We start from the raw sequence: 17810 nt of genomic DNA on the forward strand, positions 1-17810 counted from the left end.
GCTAGGCTAGGCGAGTGATGGAAAGCCCGCGCCTAGTCAAACTGGTTGACGCACGAATCAAGGAATTCCTCGTATCGCGTGAGTCCATTCTGATCCGCATAGCCCCCGAGCTCCGCCCGTTCGCGCACTACTCCCGGGATCTTCTCAGCGGCGGCAAGCGGTTCCGCGCGCAGTTCTGTTACTGGGGCTGGCGCGCGGTCTCTCCGGTCAACTCCGCCACCGCCGTTCCGGGCGAAGCGGAGCTCGACGCGCTGGTCGATCTGTGCGCCGGTCTCGAGCTCTTCCACGCCGCGGCCCTCGTGCACGACGACATCATCGACAACTCCGACACCCGCCGGGGCATGCCGGCGGCTCACCGCCGCTTCGAGGCGCTGCACCGCGAAGAGGGGTGGCGAGGCGAGCCCGAGTCGTTCGGCGAGGGCAGCGCCATCCTGCTCGGCGACCTGCTGCTCGCCTGGAGCGACGAGCTGATCTCGGGTGCCGTGCTCGGCGCGCCCACGCTTCCGACCCTGATCGCGACCCGCGAGGCCGTCGACGTGATGCGCACCGAGGTGACCCTCGGCCAATACCTCGACCTGCTCGAGGAGCGTGCCTGGGCGACCACCGATCCCGACCGCGCCTTCGAGCGGGCCGAGCGCGTGATCGTCTACAAGTCGGCGAAGTACAGCGTCGAGGCGCCGCTGCAGATCGGGGCATCCCTTCGCGGTGCGTCGCTCGAACAGCTCGACAGCCTGCGCCGGTTCGGCCTGCCGCTCGGCATCGCGTTCCAGCTGCGCGACGATGTGCTCGGCGTGTTCGGCGACGCGGCGCGCACCGGCAAGCCGAGCGGCGACGACCTACGCGAGGGCAAGCGCACCGTTCTGGTGTCGCTCACCCGCGGCCGGCTCGATGCGTCGTCACGCCGTCTGTTCGACGAGTTGCTGGGAGACCCCGAGCTCGACGAGTCGCAGATCAGGATGCTGCAGCAGACCATGCGCGACACCGGCGCCCTGGCCGAGGTCGAGACCATGATCGCCGAACGCGTGCGCAGTGCGCTCGGCGAACTCGAGCGCGCTCCCATCGGCGACACCGCGCGGGCCGAGCTCGCGAGCCTGGCGCGCGTGATCACCCAGCGCGAGACCTGAGCCGCGGGTCGCTAGGCCGGGGTCGGTGAGCCGCGGGTCGCTAGGCCGGGGTCGGTGAGCCGCGGGTCGCTAGGCCGGGGTCGGTGAGCCGCGGGTCGCTAGGCCGGGGTCGGTGAGCCGCGGGTCGCTAGGCCGGGGTCGGTGAGCCGCGGGTCGCTAGGCCGGGGTCGGTGAGCCGCGGGTCGTGAGCTAAGAGTCGGTGATCTGGGCTCAGAACGCGAGGGCCTGGGCCACCCGGCGCACCTCGGCCTTGCGGCCGGCGTGCAGTGCCTCGATGGGCGACACGTCGAGCAGGTCGTTCTCATCGAGCAGCCACTCCACGATCTCGTCGTCGCTGAACCCGTTGTCGGCGAGCACGATGATGGTGCCCCGCAGCTCGGTGAGCGGCTCGCCGTCTTTGATGAACCGGGCGGGCACCGACACGACGCCGTCTCGTCGAACGGCCACCAGCGTGCGGTCTTCGATCAGCCGCCGCACTTTGCTCGGAGTCAGGCCGAGCAACTCGACCAGGTCGGGAACGGTCAGCCACTCGGTGGCAGGCAGATCAGTCACGAGTACAGATTGCCACGCATCCGGGCCGCCCGGGCAATGCCGTTCCGTCACGAAACCATAAAGATGGCCGCCGGAAGGCCAACCACTCGGTGTCTATGCGGCTAAGTGGATACCGCGCTCTCTAAACTCGAAGGCGTGACCAACGCCCCTCCCGACCCCATGATCGGACGTCTCATCGACGGCCGATATCAGGTGCGATCGCGAATCGCCCGGGGCGGCATGGCGACGGTCTACCTGGCCACCGATCTGCGCCTCGAGCGCCAGGTCGCGATCAAGATCATGCACGGCCACCTGGCCGACGACATCGTGTTCAAAGAACGATTCGTGCAGGAGGCCCGGTCGGCGGCGCGGCTCGCGCATCCCAACGTGGTGAACGTGTTCGACCAGGGTCAGGACTCCGACATGGCCTACCTCGTGATGGAGTACCTGCCCGGCGTCACGCTGCGCGACCTGCTGAAAGACTACGGAAAGCTCACCACCGAGCAGACGGTCGACGTGATGGATGCGGTGCTCGGCGGCCTCGCGGCGGCCCACAAGGCCGGCATCGTGCACCGCGACCTCAAGCCCGAGAACGTGCTGCTGGCCGACGACGGGCGCATCAAGATCAGCGACTTCGGTCTGGCCCGTGCGGTGTCGGCGAACACGGCCACCGGGCAGGCGCTGCTCGGCACCATCGCCTACCTCTCCCCCGAACTGCTCACCCGCGGCACCGCCGACGCCCGCAGCGACATCTACGCCGCCGGCATCATGATGTACGAGATGCTCGTCGGCAAACAGCCGTTCACCGGCGAGCAGCCGATGCAGATCGCGCTCATGCACGCGCACGACCAGATGCCGACGCCGAGCACCGCGAACCCCGGGGTGCCCGAGCAGCTCGACGACCTCGTGCTCTGGGCCACGGCCAAGGAGCCCGACGAGCGGCCGACGGATGCCCGTGAGATGCTCGAGCGCCTGCGCACGGCCGAGATCGAGATCGTCGGGTCGCGCCCGTCGTCGAATGCCACGCAGCGCACCATGGTGCTGCCGGCCGACACGTTCGACGCCGACCTCGACCACGCGCAGACCCAGGTGCTCGAGGAGCGCCGTCGCACCGACCCGGTGAAGACCGTGGGCGCCGGCGCGGCTGCTACGGCCGGAGCCGCGGGGGCGGGCGTGATGGCGGCGGGAGCCGGGCCGGCCGGCGCTCTCGCCGACGGCACCGACATCTTCGCCGGCGTCGGGGCCACCACCGTCTACGGCAACTCCGTGGGGGCGCCCCGCGCACCCCGCCCGCCCGACGGCCCGAAAGAGAAGTTGGCCCGCAAGGCGTCGTCGCGCCGCAAGCGCGGCTTCTGGATCTTCGCGATCGTCGTCATCATCGCCGCAGCGCTCGGCGGAGGCACCTGGTACTTCGGCGCCGGCCCGGGCGCCATGACGAGCGTGCCCGACGTGGCCGGGCAGTCGCCCGACTCCGCGATCAGCACGCTGACCGCGCTCGGCCTCGAACCCACGCGCGCCGATCAGTCGAGCGTCACCGTCGCCGCAGGCACGGTGATCGGCACCGATCCGGCATCCGGCGCCTCCGTGCGCAACGGCTCCGCGATCTCGGTGCTCGTCTCGTCGGGGCCGGCCCTACTGCCGGTGCCCACCCTCAACGGGCTCGCCCAGGCCGATGCCGAGGCGGCCGTGCAGAGCGCCGGCTTCACCCTCGCCGACCCGCAGCGCGAGTTCCGCGACGACGTGCCCGACGGCATCGTCGCCGCCTCGCTCGGTGCCGACGGCAACCAGGTCGGTCTCGACGGCGCCCAATATCCCGAGCAGCAGCCCATCACTCTGGTGGTGTCGCTCGGCCCGGTTCCGGATGTCGTGGGCCAGACCCTCGACGAAGCCAAAGCCACCCTCGAATCAGTCGGCCTGGTCGGGGTCGACGGGTCGCAGGACTTCAGTGACGACATCCCGGAGGGCTCGGTCTTCGAGGCCGTGCGTTCGACCGACCCGGTGCGACCCGGAGACAGCATCTCGCTCAACGTCTCGCGCGGGCCCGCCCCGGTGGCCGTTCCCGACGTGATCGGGATGACGTGGGACAAGGCGAAGCCGCTCCTGGCCGACGCCGGGTTCTCGCTCGACTACAACTTCGGTGCCGACCTCGCGCCGGGCCTCGTGCGTGTCACCGGCACGAACCCGTCGGCCGGAACGCTCGCGCCCAAGGGCTCGTCGATCAGCATCGCCTTCACCTGACCCATCCCGCGAGTTGCGCCGAAGTGCCCTTCCCCTGCGGGGAACAGGGCACTTCGGCGCAACTCGCGGGAGGGTGGAAAGCCCTGGGCTAGCGGCCGCCGTTGGTGGCCACGAGCTCCTCGGCCACCAGGAACGCCAGCTCGAGCGACTGCATGTGGTTGAGGCGCGGGTCGCAGAGCGACTCGTAACGGGTGGCCAGGGTGGCCTCGTCGATGTGTTCCGACCCGCCGAGGCACTCGGTGACGTCGTCGCCGGTGAGCTCGACGTGGATGCCGCCTGGGTGCGTGCCGATCGCGCGGTGCGCCTCGAAGAATCCCTTGACCTCGTCGACCACGTCGTCGAACCGACGGGTCTTGTAGCCGTTGGGTGTGGTGAGGCCGTTGCCGTGCATCGGGTCGGTGACCCACAGCGGCTTGGCGTCGCTGTTCTTCACCGTCTCGAGCAGCGGCGGCAGCGCATCCCGGATCTTGCCGGCGCCCATGCGCGTGATGAACGTCAGACGACCGGGCTCGCGGCTCGGGTCGAGCTTGTCGATCAGCCGCAGCACGTCGTCGCCGGTGGTCGTCGGGCCGAGCTTGACGCCCAGCGGGTTGCGCACGCGCGAGAGGAAGTCGACGTGGGCGCCGTCGAGGTCGCGGGTGCGCTCCCCGATCCAGACGAAGTGGCTCGACGTGTTGTAGGGAGTTCCGGTGCGCGAGTCGATGCGGGTCATCGGGCGCTCGTAGTCGAACAGCAGCGCCTCGTGGCTCACGAAGAACTCGGTGCGCTTCAGCGCCTCGAAGTCGGCGCCGCACGCCACCATGAACTTCACGGCGCGGTCGATCTCGCCGGCGAGCTGTTCGTAGCGCACGTTGGCCGGGTTCGACGTGAAGCCCTTGTTCCAGGTGTGCACCTGACGCAGGTCGGCGAACCCGCCCTGGGTGAAGGCCCGGATGAGGTTGAGCGTCGACGCGGCCACGTGGTAGCCGTCGAGCAGGCGCTGCGGGTTCGCGGTACGCGACTCCGGCGTGAAGTCGTAGCCGTTCACGATGTCGCCGCGGTAGGCGGGCAGCGTGACGCCGTCGCGCGTCTCGGTGTCGCTCGAGCGCGGCTTGGCGAACTGACCGGCCATGCGGCCCATCTTGATCACCGGCATCGAGGCGCCGTAGGTCAGCACGACCGCCATCTGCAGCACCGTCTTCACGCGGTCTTTGATCTGGTCGGCGGTGGCGCCGGCGAAGGTCTCGGCACAGTCGCCGCCTTGCAGCAGGAAGGCCTCGCCGTTGGCCGCCGAGGCGAGCCGCGAGCGCAGGTTGTCGACCTCGCCCGCGAAGACGAGAGGCGGGAACGAGGCGATCTCGCGTGAGACCGATTCGACGGCATTTTGATCGGGCCACTCCGGCTGCTGCTTCACCGGAAGGGTGCGCCAATAGTCCAGACCCGCGATCACCGATTCATCCGCTTCGACGACGAGTTCTGTTGGATCTACCACTGGTCTGTTTCCCGTATCTGTTTGCTGTCTCTACTCTTTCGAGACAGGCCGCGCGACGCTCGCGCGTTTCTCCTTTACCGAAGTCGCATACACGTCGGCGTATTCCTGACCGCCGAGGCGGTGGAGCTCGTACATGATCTCGTCGGTGACGGAGCGGAGGATGAATCGGTCGGATTCGAACCCCTCGAACCTAGAGAAATCTAGTGGCTTGCCGATGATGATGCCAATCCGCCGGATCTTCGGAACCTTGGTGCCGATGGGCATCACCTTCTCGGTGTCGATCATCGCCACCGGGATGATCGGAACGTGTGCCTCGAGCACCATCCGGGCCACGCCGGTGCGGCCTCGGTAGAGCTTCGCGTCGGGGCTGCGGGTGCCCTCGGGGTAGATGCCGAGCAGTTCACCCTTGGCCAGAACGCCGAGGCCGGTGTTGAGCGAGGCCTCCGACGCCTTGCCGCCGGAGCGGTCGATCGAGATCTGACCCGAGGCCGAGAAGAACAGGCGCACCAGCCAGCCGCGGAGACCCTTGCCGGTGAAGTAGTCGCTCTTGGCCAGGAACGACACCTGCCGGTCGACCACGACCGGCAGGAACACCGAGTCGCTGAACGAGAGGTGGTTCGAGGCGAGGATCGCCCCGCCCTTCTCGGGGATGTTCTCGAGGCCGATCACCCAGGGGCGGAAGAACGTCTTCAGCACCGGGGCGACGATCAGGTACTTGGCGAGGAAATAGAACATGGCCGCCTACAGGGTCTCGGCGTAACGACGGGCGAGGTCGGCGGCGCCGACCACGCCGGCGTCGTTCACCAGTTCCGCGATCGTGAACTCGGGCTCCGGATGGTAGCCGCGAGCGGGAAGGGTCTCGAGGAAGGCGGCGCGGATAGGGTCGAGCAGCACGGCGCCCGACTGCGCGACTCCCCCGCCGATCACGAACAGCTGCGGGTCGAGCACCGCGGCGAGGCTCGCGCAGGCCTGACCGAGCCAGGTGCCGAGCGTGCGCACCGCCGAGAGCGCGCCCGGGTCGCCGATGCCGACCAGTTCGCTGATGTGCTGACCGGTGAGCACGCCGTCGCGGGTGCGCACCGAGGCGAGCACCTGCCCGATGCCACCGGCATCGGCGAGTTCGTTGGCCATGCGCAACAGGGCACGGCCCGAACCGTACTGCTCGATGCATCCGTGGGCCCCGCAGCCGCAGGGAAGACCGTTCGGCACCACGCGAAGATGACCGAGCTCGGCGCCCGCGCCGAAGCCGCCGCGGAACAGCCGGTCGCCGCTCACGATCGCGCCGCCGACCCCGGTGCCGATGGTGAGGATCACCATGTCGCTGACCAGCCTGCCGGCGCCGAACCGGAACTCTGCCCAGCCGGCGGCGTTCGCGTCGTTCTCGATGATGATCGGCAGGTCGAGGCGGCGCTCGAGCTTCTCGCGGAACGGCTCGTTGCGCCAGTTGATGTTGGGCGCGTAATAGACGGTCGACTGCGACGAGTCGATGAAGCCGGCGGCGGCCACACCGACGGCGGCGATGTCTTCGCCCTCGGAGAGCCGCGTCACCATCTCGACGACGGTGTCTTCGATCACCTGGGGGTCGGCGGCGGATGTCGGCCGGCGGTCGTGCGTCACGATGGCGCCGAGTTCGTCGACCACTGCTCCGGCGATCTTCGTGCCACCGATGTCGATTCCGATGGCGCGCATGACCGGGGATCCTTCCGCAGTAGTGGGACGGCATCCAGGCTAGCCTCGGATGCACCAAGTAGAGTGTAGATGAGTTGCACTCGACCGGTACCAAAGGAGCTGCCGTGAACCACTATTCCGTTCCCCCCGTCGTCGCCGCCGACCCTGAAGCGAACGCGACCGACCTTCTCATCGAGCGGGTTCGGCAGACCCCCGACGACGCTCTGTTCGCGGTGCCCGACGGCGCCGGCTGGCGCGACATCACCGCGGCCGAGTTCCTCACGCAGGTGCGCGCCGTGGCCAAGGGCCTCATCGCGGCCGGCATCCAGCCCGGCGACAAGATCGGGCTCATGTGCAAGACGCGCTACGAGTGGACCCTGATCGACTTCGCCACCTGGTTCACCGGCGCCGTGCTCGTGCCGGTCTACGAGACCTCCTCCCCGGCGCAGGTGCAGTGGAACCTCAGCGACTCGGGAGCCGTCGCGGTCATCCTCGAGACGGCCGACCACTTCGCCCGGTTCGACGAGGTGCACGCCGACCTGCCGCTCGTGAACCAGGTCTGGCAGGTCGACCTCGGCGACCTCGACAAGCTCGCAGGTGCGGGGGGCGCCGTCACCGACGACGAGCTCGAACGCCGCCGGTCGATCGCGCGCGGCTCCGACCTCGCGACCCTCATCTACACCTCGGGCACCACGGGCCGGCCGAAAGGCTGCATCCTGACCCACTCGAACTTCGTCGAGCTGTCGCGCAACGCGGCGGTCGTGATGAAGGATGTCGTGCAGCCCGGCGCCTCGACGCTGCTGTTCATCACGACGGCGCACGTGTTCGCGCGGTTCATCAGCATTCTGAGCGTGCACGCCGGCGTCAAGGTCGGGCACCAGGCCGACACGAAGCAGCTGCTGCCCGCCCTCGGGTCGTTCAAGCCGACCTTCCTGCTGGCCGTGCCGCGGGTGTTCGAGAAGGTCTACAACTCGTCGGAGCAGAAGGCCGAGACCGGCGGCCGGGGCAAGATCTTCCGCAGTGCCGCGGCGGTCGCGGTCGAGCACTCCGAGGCGCTTGACGCCGGCCATGTGCCGCTCGGCCTCAAGGTGAAGTTCGCGCTGTTCGACCGGCTGGTCTACTCGAAGCTGCGCACCGCGCTCGGCGGCAACGTGAAGTACGCCGTGTCGGGCTCGGCCCCGCTCGGCCACCGTCTCGGGCACTTCTACCGCAGCCTCGGCGTCAAGATCCTCGAGGGCTACGGTCTCACCGAGACCACGGCGCCTGCCACCGTGAACCTCACCGACAAGTTCAAGATCGGCACCGTCGGCCCGGCCCTGCCCGGTGTCGGCATCAAGATCGCCGACGACGGCGAGATCTGGGTGTCGGGCGTCAACGTCTTCGCCGGCTACTGGCAGAACGAGGCAGCGACGGCCGAGGTGATGGACGGCGAGTGGTTCAAGACCGGCGACCTCGGCGCCCTCGACGACGACGGATTCCTCACCATCACCGGCCGCAAGAAGGAGATCATCGTGACGGCCGGCGGCAAGAATGTCGCTCCCGCCGTGCTCGAAGACCCCATCCGGGCCAACCCGCTCGTCGGGCAGGTGGTCGTCGTCGGCGACCAGAAGCCGTTCATCTCGGCCCTGATCACCCTCGACCCCGAGATGCTGCCCGTCTGGCTCGGCAACAACGGCCAGCCCACCGGCCTCACTCTCACCGAGGCCGCCGAGAACCCGGCGGTACTCGCCGAGATCCAGCGGGCTGTGGATGCCGCCAACAAACTGGTCTCGCGCGCCGAGTCGATCCGCAAGTTCATCGTGCTCGACACCGACTTCACCGAGGCGAGCGGTCACCTCACCCCGAAGCTCACCATCAAGCGCAACGTCATCGTGAAAGACTTCGCGCCCATGATCGAGGGCATCTACAACGCCGCTCCCGCCACCGAGGGCCAGTCACTGGTGCACTGACCCCCTGGCCCTGCGCCACGCCGCGCATCCTCCTCCGCGAGTGGTCAGTTTCGGCGCCATAACTGTCGGTTTGGCGCTGAAACTGACCACTCGGCGGGGGTTCAGAACCAGGAGGACTCGCGCACCTGCTTCATGGCCTCGCGCCGGGTGGGCTTGTCGAGGCGGTCGAGGTAGAGCAGGCCGTCGAGGTGGTCGGTCTCGTGCTGCAGCGCCTGGGCGAGCACGCCGGTGCCCGACACCTCGATCTCGTTGCCGTCGAGGTCGAGGCCCCGCGCCCGGGCGAACGGGTAGCGCGAGGTCTTGAACCACAGGTCGGGCACCGACAGGCAGCCCTCGTCGATGAGTTCGGGCTCGCCCGACACCTCGACCAGCACGGGGTTGAGGATGTAGCCCACCTCGCCATCGACGTTGTAGCTGAACGCCCGCAGGTTGACACCGATCTGCGACGCTGCGACCCCCGCCCGGCCGGGCACCTTCACGCTGTCGAGCAGGTCGTCGACGAGTGCGCGCACGCGGTCGTCGATCTCGCCGATCGGGTCGGAGACGGTCTTCAGAACGGGGTCGCCGAACAGGCGGATCTCACGAACGGTCACTGTGGTGCTTTCACTCTCATGCGTCGGGGGTGACGACCACGAGCAGGTCGCCCGCCTCCACCTGCTGGGTCTTCGGAATGGCCAGTCGGGTCACGGTGCCGCCCACCGGTGTGGTGATGGCCGCCTCCATCTTCATCGCCTCGATCGTTGCGACGGCTTCTCCGGCGGACACCTGAGCGCCCTCCTCCACCTTCAACGTGACGACGCCCGAGAACGGCGCCGCGATCTGGCCGGGCTTCGACTGGTCGGCCTTCTCGGCGGCCTTGGCCTCGACGCGCACCGAGCGGTCACGCACGTTCACCGGGCGCAACTGCCCGTTGAGGGTTGTCATGACCGTGCGCATGCCCTTGCTGTCCACCTCGCCGATGGCCTCGAGACCGACGAACAGGCGCACGCCCGGCCCGATCTCGACCACGTGCTCGACGCCCTGCGTGAGCCCGTAGAGATAGTCGACCGTGTCGACGACGGAAAGGTCGCCGAACAACTCGCGCAACTCCTCGAAGGTGCTGGTCGGTCCCGGGAACAACAGCCGGTTGAGGGTCGCCCGGCGCTCGAGGGCGTCGCCGCCGAGCGCCTCGCGGTCGCCGGCCGAGAGCTCGGTCACACCGATCGTGACGTTCTTGCCCGCGAGCACCTTGGTGCGGAACGGCTCGGGCCATCCGCCCGGCAGCTCGCCCAGCTCGCCGGCCATGAACCCGATCACGCTGTCGGGGATGTCGTAGTTCTGCGGGTTCTCGGCGAAGTCGGCCGGATCGGCCTTCACCGCGGCGAGATGCAGCGCGAGGTCGCCGACGACCTTCGACGACGGGGTGACCTTCGGGATGCGCCCGAGAATCTGGTTGGCCGCCGCATAGAGGTCTTCGATCAGCTCGAAGTCGTCGGCGAGCCCGAGCGCGATGGCCTGCTGGCGCAGGTTCGACAGCTGTCCGCCCGGGATCTCGTGCTTGTAGACCCGGCCGGTCGGGCCGGGCAGACCCGACTCGAAGGGCCGGTAGACCTGCCGCACGGCCTCCCAATACGGCTCGAGGTCGGAGACCGCCTGCAGCGACAGGCCGGTGTCACGCTCGGTGTGCGCGAGCGCAGCGACGAGAGCGGATGCGCTGGGCTGGCTGGTCGTGCCGGCCATCGGTGCGGCCGCGACATCCACCGCGTCGGCACCCGCCCGCGAGGCCGCCAGCAGCGTCGCCAGCTGGCCGCCCGCGGTGTCGTGCGTGTGCACGTGCACCGGCAGATCGAAGTTCTCGCGGAACGCCGTGACGAGCTTCTCGGCGGCATACGGCCGCAACAGCCCGGCCATGTCTTTGATGGCGAGCACGTGCGCGCCGGCCGCCACGATCTCGTCGGCCAGTCTCAGGTAGTAGTCGAGGGTGTAGAGATTCTCGGCCGGGTCGAGCAGGTCGCCGGTGTAGCAGACGGCGACCTCGGCGATCGTCGAGCCGGTGGCGAGCACCGACTCGATGGCCGGGCGCATCTGCGCCACGTCGTTGAGTGCGTCGAAGATCCGGAAGATGTCGACTCCGGTCGCCGCGGCCTCGGTGACGAAGGCATCCGTCACCTCCGTGGGGTAGGGCGTGTAGCCGACCGTGTTGCGGCCACGCAGCAGCATCTGGATCGCCACATTCGGCAGCGCCTCCCGCAGGGTCGCGAGCCGCTCCCAGGGGTCTTCGCCGAGAAAGCGCAGGGCGACGTCGTAGGTGGCACCGCCCCAGGCCTCGACGCTCAGCAGTTCGGGCGTCATGCGCGCCACGTAGGGCGCGACCGCCACGAGGTCGCGGGTGCGCACCCGGGTGGCCAGCAGCGACTGGTGCGCGTCGCGCATCGTGGTCTCGGTGACCGCCAGCGCCGTCTGCGACCGGAGCGCGTGCGCGAAGCCCACGGGGCCGAGCTCGAGCAGCCGCTGCCGCGAACCCGCGGGCGGCGTGGTCGCCAGGTCGATCGACGGCAGCTTGGCTGCCGGGTCGACCGACCCCACCCGGGGGCCGTTGGGCTGGTTCACCGTGACGTCGGCGAGCCAGTTCAAGATCTTGGTGCCGCGGTCTTTCGACTGGTGACCGGCGAGCAGTTGGGGGCGCTCTTCGATGAAGCTCGTCGAGAGGTCTCCGGCGATGAAGTCGGGGTCGTCGAGCACGCCCTGCAGGAACGGGATGTTCGTCGACACCCCGCGGATGCGGAACTCGGCCAGCGCGCGCCGGGCCCGTCGCACCGCGGCCGGGAAGTCGCGGCCCCGGCAGGTCATCTTCGCGAGCATCGAGTCGAAGTGGGGCGAGATCTGCGCGCCGACGTCGACGGTGCCGCCGTCCAGGCGCACCCCGGCTCCGCCCGGCGAGCGGTAGGCGGCGATCTTGCCGGTGTCGGGCCGGAAGCCCGCGGTGGGGTCTTCGGTGGTGATGCGGCACTGCAGCGCGGCGCCGTGCAGCACGATGCCGTCTTGCGTCAGCCCGAGATCGACGAAGGTGGACCCCGACGCGATGAGCATCTGAGACTGCACCAGGTCGACATCCGTCACCTCTTCGGTCACGGTGTGCTCGACCTGGATGCGCGGGTTCATCTCGATGAACACGTGCTCGCCCGCGCGCGCCCCGACGGTGTCGACCAGGAACTCCACCGTTCCGGCGTTCACGTAGCCGATCGAGCGGGCGAATTTGATGGCGTCGGCGTGCAAGGCAGCGCGGAGCTCGTCGCTGATGTTCGGCGCCGGAGCGATCTCGACGACCTTCTGATTGCGGCGCTGCACCGAGCAGTCGCGCTCGTAGAGGTGCAGCGTCTCCCCCGCGCCGTCGGCGAGGATCTGCACCTCGATGTGCCGGGGCCGCAGCACCGCCTGCTCGAGGAACATCGTGGGGTCGCCGAACGCGCTGTCGGCCTCGCGCATCGCCGCCTCGAGGGCGCCGCGCAGCTCCTCCTGGGTCTCCACCCGGCGCATCCCGCGCCCACCGCCGCCCGCGACCGCCTTGGCGAAGATCGGGAACCCGATCTGCTCGGCTCCGGCCAGCAGCTCCTCGATGTCGCGCGTCGCCGGCGTCGACTTCAGCACCGGCACGCCGGCGGCGATCGCGTATTCCTTCGCCGTGACCTTGTTGCCCGCCATCTCGAGCACGTGCTCGCCGGGACCGATGAAGGTGATGCCGTTCTCGGCCGCCGCCTTGGCCAGCTCGGGATTCTCGGACAGGAAGCCGTAGCCGGGGTAGATGGCGTCGGCCCCCGCAGCCAGGGCGACCCGGATGATCTCGGAGACATCGAGGTAGGCGCGCACCGGATGCCCCGGCTCGCCGATCTGGTAGGCCTCGTCGGCTTTCAGCCGGTGCATCGAGTTGCGGTCTTCGTACGGGAACACCGCGACCGTCTTCGCACCCAGCTCATACGCCGCCCGGAACGCCCGGATCGCGATCTCTCCGCGGTTCGCCACGAGAATCTTCTTGAACATGGAGACCTTTCAAGGGCATGCGCGCACAGCGAACAGTTAGGTTCTCTAAGCCTAGTGAAGGTAACGTTGTCGATTGTGCATGTACTCAGCGTCTCTTCCCTCAAGGGAGGTGTGGGCAAAACCACAGTGACGCTCGGACTCGCCTCCGCCGCGTTCGCCAAAGGTTTGCGCACCCTCGTCGTCGACCTCGACCCGCAAAGCGATGTGTCGACCGGAATGGACATCCGTGTCGCCGGTCACCTCAACGTCGCCGACGTTCTCGCGTCGCCCAAGGAGAAGATCGTTCGGGCGGCCATCGCGCCCTCGGGGTGGACGAAAGACCGCGGCGGCAAGATCGACGTTCTGATCGGCTCGCCCTCGGCGTTGAACTTCGACGGCCCGCACCCCTCGATCCGCGACATCTGGAAGCTCGAAGAAGCCCTCGCCACCGTCGAGAGCGAATACGACCTCGTGCTGATCGACTGCGCCCCGTCGCTCAATGCGCTCACCCGCACCGCGTGGGCGGCATCCGACCGCGTCACGGTCGTGACCGAGCCGGGCCTGTTCTCGGTGGCCGCCGCCGACCGTGCGCTGCGGGCGATCGAGGAGATCCGTCGTGGTCTGTCTCCCCGACTCCAGCCGCTCGGCATCATCGTTAACCGCGTGCGGTCGCAGTCGCTCGAGCACCAGTTCCGCATCAAAGAGCTGCGCGACATGTTCGGCCCGCTCGTGCTCAGCCCCCAGCTGCCCGAGCGCACCTCGCTGCAGCAGGCCCAGGGCGCGGCGAAGCCGCTGCACGTGTGGCCCGGCGAGGGCGCTCAGGAGATGGCCCGCAACTTCGACCTGCTGCTCGAGCGCGTCATGCGCACCGGTCGCGTGGGCGAGTACGCCGACGTCACCAAAGCGTGAGAGACCTCAGACCTACCGAAAAGTCATAATCCGCTCCATATCGCGAGATGTGGAACGGATTTCGACGTTTCGAGGGAGTCTGGTGCGCTACGACCTGGCGGGAGGGCTAGACCGCTTGGCGGGAGGCTAGACCGCTTTGCGGGCGGCGCGACGGGCGGCGAGCTCGTCGGCCGGGTCCATCACGACGGAGTCGAGTTCGACCAGGCTGTTCTCGACCTCCCGCAGCACCTTACCGACAGCGATGCCGAAGACGCCCTGGCCGCGGCTGACGAGGTCGATGACCTCGTCGTTCGACGTGCAGAGGTAGACGCTCGCTCCGTCGCTCATCAGCGTGGTCTGGGCGAGGTCGTTGATGCCCGACTCGCGCAGCTGATTGATGGCGGTGCGGATCTGCTGCAACGAGATGCCGGTGTCGAGCAGGCGCTTGACGAGCTTGAGAACCAGGATGTCGCGGAAGCCGTAGAGGCGCTGCGAACCCGAACCGGCCGCACCGCGCACGGTGGGCTCGACGAGCGCGGTGCGCGCCCAGTAGTCGAGCTGACGGTAGGTGATGCCGGCCGCGCGGGCGGCCACCGCGCCGCGATACCCGTTGGCGTCGTCGAGGTCGGGAAGACCGTCGGTGAACAGCAGACCGAGATCGTAGCGAGAATCGTCGTTCTGGCTTAGCTCGGTCATCAGCGCCTTCCATCGTCCGGAGCATCCGGAACTCGTCTTTGCTTACCCCACGCTATCGATGCTGGAACCCGGGGGCAACGACATCACGACTTCCGGCCACGGCGTGTCGCGCGACGGAGCCAATCGTTATCGAGATCGCCGTCTCGAGCTCGCCGCCTCGCCCTACGGCGCGATGCGCCCGAGCGCTGAACGGATGAGGCTCGACCGCACCACCTCGAGCTGCCCGGCGATCTCCATCGCCATCTCGGCCACTTTCGCGCGGCTCGACGGATCACGACGCCGGGCCACCGGCATCAACGCGCTCTCGATCAGGCCGAGCTCGCGCTCGGTGGCCTGCCGGAAGCCGCGCAGGTGCCGCGGTTCGATGCCGCTGCGTTGCAGTTCGACCAGGGCCTTCAGCACCACCAGCGAATCTTCGCCATAGGACTCCGCGGGGGTGAGCACCGACGCCGAGAAGGCATCCTGAACCAGCATCGGGGTGGCACCGGCCTCGCGGGTGAGGTCGTCGCGACTGAGCCGGCGCCCGGTCTGCAGAATCGAGGCGCCACCCGCGAGCCCGGCTCCGGGCATCGGCGGGTTGAGGCCGGCGTCGACGTCGGCCAGATAGTCCTTGATGACCGCGAGTGGCAGGTAGCAGTCGCGCTGCATGGTGAGGATGAGGCGCAGACGGCTGAGGTCGTTCTGCGAGAACTTGCGGTAGCCCGACTGGGTGCGGGCCGGATGCACGAGCCCGCGCTCCTCGAGGAAGCGCAGCTTCGAGGGCGTGAGGTCGGGGAAGTCGGTGGTGAGCTTCGACAGCACCTGGCCGATGCCGAGCAGAGGGCCTGACGCCGTGCCGCCGGACGGCGAGACGGACGAAGGGCCGGGATTGGTCGACGCCGGCGACGACGCCCGCGACCGCCCGTCGGGTTGGACTGCGGCCGCCACTACTCTCCCGCGGCGGTGACCACGTCGATGCGTGATGGGTAGAACGTGAGCCGGAACTTGCCGATCTGCACTTCGGCCCCGTCGTCGAGCAGCGCTTCGTCGACGCGCGCTCCCCCGACGTAGGTGCCGTTCAGCGAACCGAGGTCGCGCACGACGAACGAGCGGCCGTGGCGCGAAAACTCGGCGTGCCGGCGTGAGACGGTGACGTCGTCGAGGAAGATGTCGGCATTCGGATGCCGGCCGACGGTCGTGACATTGGTGTCGAGCAGGAATCGGGCGCCGGAGTTCGGGCCGCGCCGCACGATCAGCAGGGCCGAGCCCGACGGGAGAGCCGCGATGGCCTCGAGCTCTTCGCTCGTGACACCGCCTTCGAGAGCCGCGAGCTGGGCGGCGAATTCGCCGGTCAGCGAGAGGGTGGTGTCGCCGGTGGTCGTCGGGATGGTGATGCGCGCCGTGTGGTCGCCGTTCGGCGCAGCGCTCTTGTGCACGTCACTGTTCTGCACACCGCTGTTCTGAACATCACTGTTCGCGTCGTTCGTCATCGTCAGCCCTCCTCTGCTGCTTCCAGCGTAGTCGATCGCGACGCCACTCCAACCCGGGAATTGCCCGTGCAGCGCCTGCCCGGTGACCTACACTGGCCCCATGTTTCCGTTGACTGCGTCGCTCTGGGTCTTCGCCGTGATCTGCGTCGCGGTCTGGGTGACCTCGGTGATCACCCGCGAATACTCCTGGGTCGATCGCATCTGGTCGATCATCCCGGTGGTCTACGTCTGGATCTTCGCGGGAGCCGCCGGCTTCGCCGATCTGCGCCTCGACCTGATGGCGTCGGTCGTGACGCTCTGGGGCGCCCGGCTGACCTTCAACTTCTCCCGCAAGGGCGGCTACGCCCGCGGCGGCGAGGACTACCGCTGGGCGGTGCTGCGCGCCCGGATGAAGCCCTGGCAGTTCCAGGTGTTCAACCTGTTCTTCATCACGATCTACCAGAACGTCATCCTGCTGCTCATCACCTTGCCCGCCTTCATGGCGTTCGAGCACCGGGCGACCCCGTTCGGTCTGCTCGACGGCGTGCTGTTCGCGGTGTTCCTGGCCTTCCTCGTCGGTGAGACCGTCGCCGATCAGCAGCAGTGGAACTTCCATCAGTGGAAGAAGGCCGAGACCGCGGCCGGTCGCGATCCGCGGCCCCGGTTCTTGCAGACCGGCCTGTTCCGCTTCTCGCGGCATCCCAATTTCTTCTTCGAGCAGGCTCAGTGGTGGGTGATCTTCTTCATCGGGGCCACCGCGGCCGGCACGGTGCTGCAGTGGACGGCGGCCGGGCCGATTCTGCTCACCCTGCTGTTCATCGGGTCGACGTTCTTCACCGAGAGCATCACGCTCTCGCGCTACCCGGAGTACGCGAGCTACAGGAAGAAGACGTCGGCGCTCATCCCGTGGTTCCCCGGCAAGACGAGCACCGACGCCGACCCGCTGGCGGTCAGTTGACGTCGTTGGGGTGAGACCCGTTGCGGCCGTCTTCGCCGCGATCGAGCGTCGCGATGGTCGCGATCTCGGCAGCGGAGAGCTCGAAGTCGAAGATGTCGAAGTTCTGCGCCATCCGCTCCCTGTTGTTGCTCTTCGGAATGACGATGTTGCCGATCTGGGTGTGCCAGCGCAAGATCGTCTGCGGAACGGACGTGCCGTGGGCCTCGGCGATCGCGGCGAGCTCGTCGGAATCGTTGATCTTGCCCTGGCCGAGCGGGCCCCACGCCTCGATTGCGATGCCGTTCTCGGCGGCGTAGGCGCGCAGTTCGGGCTGCTGGAAGTCGACGTGCAGCTCGACCTGATTGACGGCCGGAACGATCTCGGTCTCGGCCAGCAGGCGCTCCAGGTGGTCGATGGTGAAGTTCGAGACGCCGATCGCCTTGGCGCGACCGGAGGCGAGGATCTGCTCGAGCGAGCGCCACGCCTCGAGGTAGGTGTCTTTCTCGGGCGTCGGCCAGTGGATGAGGTAGAGGTCGACGTAGTCGGTGCCGAGCCGCTCGAGGCTGCCCTCGAACGCGTCGAGCGCGCGGGTCTGGTCGGCGTTCCAGAGCTTCGTGGTGATGAAGATCTCGTCGCGTGCGAGACCCGACTCGGCGACGGCCCGGCCGACGCCTTCTTCGTTGCCGTAGATCTTCGCGGTGTCGAGATGCCGGTAGCCGACGTCGAGAGCGTCGCGCACGACGCGATCGGTCGTGCCGGGATCGACCCGGAACACTCCGAAACCGAGCTGCGGAATCTCGACTCCGTTGTTGAGGGTCACGAGGGGAACGGCGTTTTCAGTCATTCCCCAACCCTATTCCTCGT

15 protein-coding genes are annotated in these 17810 nt (G+C 68.4%); 5 read left to right on the forward strand and 10 right to left on the reverse strand.

Going from position 1 to position 17810, the window contains the following annotated elements; all coding sequences use genetic code 11:
- The first annotated feature begins 14 nt into the window (after nt 1-14).
- A complete protein-coding gene (locus N1032_RS07230; RefSeq protein WP_259538346.1) occupies nt 15-1124 on the forward strand; it encodes a polyprenyl synthetase family protein in 1110 nt (369 codons plus the stop codon).
- Nucleotides 1125-1334: 210 nt separating this feature from the next.
- Here the strand turns inward: N1032_RS07230 and N1032_RS07235 are convergent, their stop codons facing one another.
- Complete coding sequence (locus N1032_RS07235; protein WP_259538348.1) at nt 1335-1676, reverse strand: Rv2175c family DNA-binding protein; 342 nt, start codon at nt 1674-1676, stop codon at nt 1335-1337.
- Nucleotides 1677-1835: 159 nt separating this feature from the next.
- Between N1032_RS07235 and pknB the strand changes: the two genes are divergently transcribed.
- Nucleotides 1836-3893, forward strand: a complete 2058-nt coding sequence (pknB, locus tag N1032_RS07240) for a Stk1 family PASTA domain-containing Ser/Thr kinase (RefSeq protein WP_407933017.1) — start codon at nt 1836-1838, stop codon at nt 3891-3893.
- 88 nt (nt 3894-3981) lie between these two features.
- On the opposite strand, the gene N1032_RS07245 is transcribed toward pknB, so the two are convergent.
- The 3 genes from N1032_RS07245 to N1032_RS07255 are packed head-to-tail and all read right to left on the reverse strand — an operon-like array spanning nt 3982 to nt 7053.
- Entirely contained in the window at nt 3982-5364 is a 1383-nt protein-coding gene (locus tag N1032_RS07245; RefSeq protein WP_407933012.1) for a class II 3-deoxy-7-phosphoheptulonate synthase, read from the reverse strand.
- 30 nt (nt 5365-5394) lie between these two features.
- Nucleotides 5395-6099: a lysophospholipid acyltransferase family protein gene (locus tag N1032_RS07250; RefSeq protein ID WP_259538350.1), complete on the reverse strand. Its 705-nt coding sequence runs from the start codon at nt 6097-6099 to the stop codon at nt 5395-5397.
- 6 nt (nt 6100-6105) lie between these two features.
- A complete protein-coding gene (locus N1032_RS07255; protein WP_259538351.1) occupies nt 6106-7053 on the reverse strand; it encodes an ROK family glucokinase in 948 nt (315 codons plus the stop codon).
- A gap of 104 nt (nt 7054-7157) precedes the next feature.
- Between N1032_RS07255 and N1032_RS07260 the strand changes: the two genes are divergently transcribed.
- Entirely contained in the window at nt 7158-8981 is a 1824-nt protein-coding gene (locus N1032_RS07260) for an AMP-dependent synthetase/ligase (RefSeq protein WP_259538352.1), read from the forward strand.
- A gap of 101 nt (nt 8982-9082) precedes the next feature.
- On the opposite strand, the gene def is transcribed toward N1032_RS07260, so the two are convergent.
- Together def and N1032_RS07270 are read right to left on the reverse strand one after the other, a co-directional pair.
- A complete protein-coding gene (gene def / locus N1032_RS07265) occupies nt 9083-9574 on the reverse strand; it encodes a peptide deformylase (RefSeq protein WP_259538353.1) in 492 nt (163 codons plus the stop codon).
- Nucleotides 9575-9590: 16 nt separating this feature from the next.
- Nucleotides 9591-12998: a pyruvate carboxylase gene (locus tag N1032_RS07270; RefSeq protein ID WP_259538354.1), complete on the reverse strand. Its 3408-nt coding sequence runs from the start codon at nt 12996-12998 to the stop codon at nt 9591-9593.
- A 75-nt stretch (nt 12999-13073) separates the two neighbouring features.
- On the opposite strand from N1032_RS07270, the gene N1032_RS07275 reads away from it, so the two are divergent.
- Nucleotides 13074-13886, forward strand: a complete 813-nt coding sequence (locus N1032_RS07275; protein ID WP_259538355.1) for a ParA family protein — start codon at nt 13074-13076, stop codon at nt 13884-13886.
- A gap of 126 nt (nt 13887-14012) precedes the next feature.
- On the opposite strand, the gene N1032_RS07280 is transcribed toward N1032_RS07275, so the two are convergent.
- The 3 genes from N1032_RS07280 to N1032_RS07290 form a co-directional block, all read right to left on the reverse strand.
- Nucleotides 14013-14561 (reverse strand): MerR family transcriptional regulator, encoded by a 549-nt coding sequence (locus N1032_RS07280; RefSeq protein ID WP_259538356.1) that lies wholly within the window; start codon nt 14559-14561, stop codon nt 14013-14015.
- A 162-nt stretch (nt 14562-14723) separates the two neighbouring features.
- Entirely contained in the window at nt 14724-15380 is a 657-nt protein-coding gene (gene ftsR, locus N1032_RS07285) for a transcriptional regulator FtsR (RefSeq protein WP_259538673.1), read from the reverse strand.
- A gap of 107 nt (nt 15381-15487) precedes the next feature.
- On the reverse strand, nt 15488-16030 hold the full coding sequence (locus N1032_RS07290; RefSeq protein ID WP_259538357.1) for an FHA domain-containing protein: 543 nt from the start codon (nt 16028-16030) through the stop codon (nt 15488-15490).
- Between the two features lie 100 nt (nt 16031-16130).
- Between N1032_RS07290 and N1032_RS07295 the strand changes: the two genes are divergently transcribed.
- On the forward strand, nt 16131-16967 hold the full coding sequence (locus N1032_RS07295) for a DUF1295 domain-containing protein (protein ID WP_259538358.1): 837 nt from the start codon (nt 16131-16133) through the stop codon (nt 16965-16967).
- On the opposite strand, the gene N1032_RS07300 is transcribed toward N1032_RS07295, so the two are convergent.
- A complete protein-coding gene (locus N1032_RS07300; RefSeq protein WP_259538360.1) occupies nt 16960-17790 on the reverse strand; it encodes an aldo/keto reductase in 831 nt (276 codons plus the stop codon). The two genes, N1032_RS07295 and N1032_RS07300, sit on opposite strands and share 8 nt — an antisense overlap.
- Nucleotides 17791-17810 lie beyond the last annotated feature (20 nt).

Origin of the sequence: Herbiconiux daphne, from assembly GCF_024979295.1 — a bacterium.
Taxonomy (GTDB): Bacteria; Actinomycetota; Actinomycetes; order Actinomycetales; family Microbacteriaceae; genus Herbiconiux; species Herbiconiux daphnes.